The following is a 506-nucleotide window of genomic DNA, read 5'->3' as shown; positions in this document are numbered from 1 at the left end:
ATGCTTTACGTGCATCGCCATGCGCTAATTGGCTAATAAAATCCTGGGCTTGCAAATCAATAGCTAGGTTTTTTAATACCGTATCTTCTTTGATAGCACGCGTTAGTACGGTCGCGATTTGCTCTGTATCAAGTGGTTCTAAGCGATATACTTGGCAACGTGAAAGTAGGGCATTATTGACGCTAAATGATGGATTCTCTGTCGTTGCGCCAATTAAGGTGATATCACCAGACTCGACAGCGCCTAACAACGCATCTTGCTGAGCTTTATTAAAACGATGAATCTCATCAATAAACACCACTGGCGACTCAAAACTCAAGGAGTCCTTACTGTCTAATACTTCACGTAATTGCTTGACGCCAGTATTAAGCGCTGAGAGAGCGTGAAAAGGACGCCCAACCGTATCCGCTAGTAGCATGGCAATCGTCGTCTTACCTATACCTGCCTCTCCATGCAATATAATCGAAGGCAGATGATTTTGCTCGACCAAACGCCGTAGCGGTGCG

1 protein-coding gene is annotated in these 506 nt (G+C 45.1%); it reads right to left on the bottom strand.

Annotated elements, in window-relative coordinates; genetic code table 11:
- A partial coding sequence (locus tag ACS8FD_RS24905; RefSeq protein WP_439277813.1) for an AAA family ATPase occupies positions 1-506 on the bottom strand: 506 nt, incomplete at both ends.

Source organism: Psychrobacter sp. 1U2, assembly GCF_051847575.1.
Note: the sequence above shows the minus strand (reverse complement) of the source record. Positions and strands in the feature narration are given on the sequence as shown.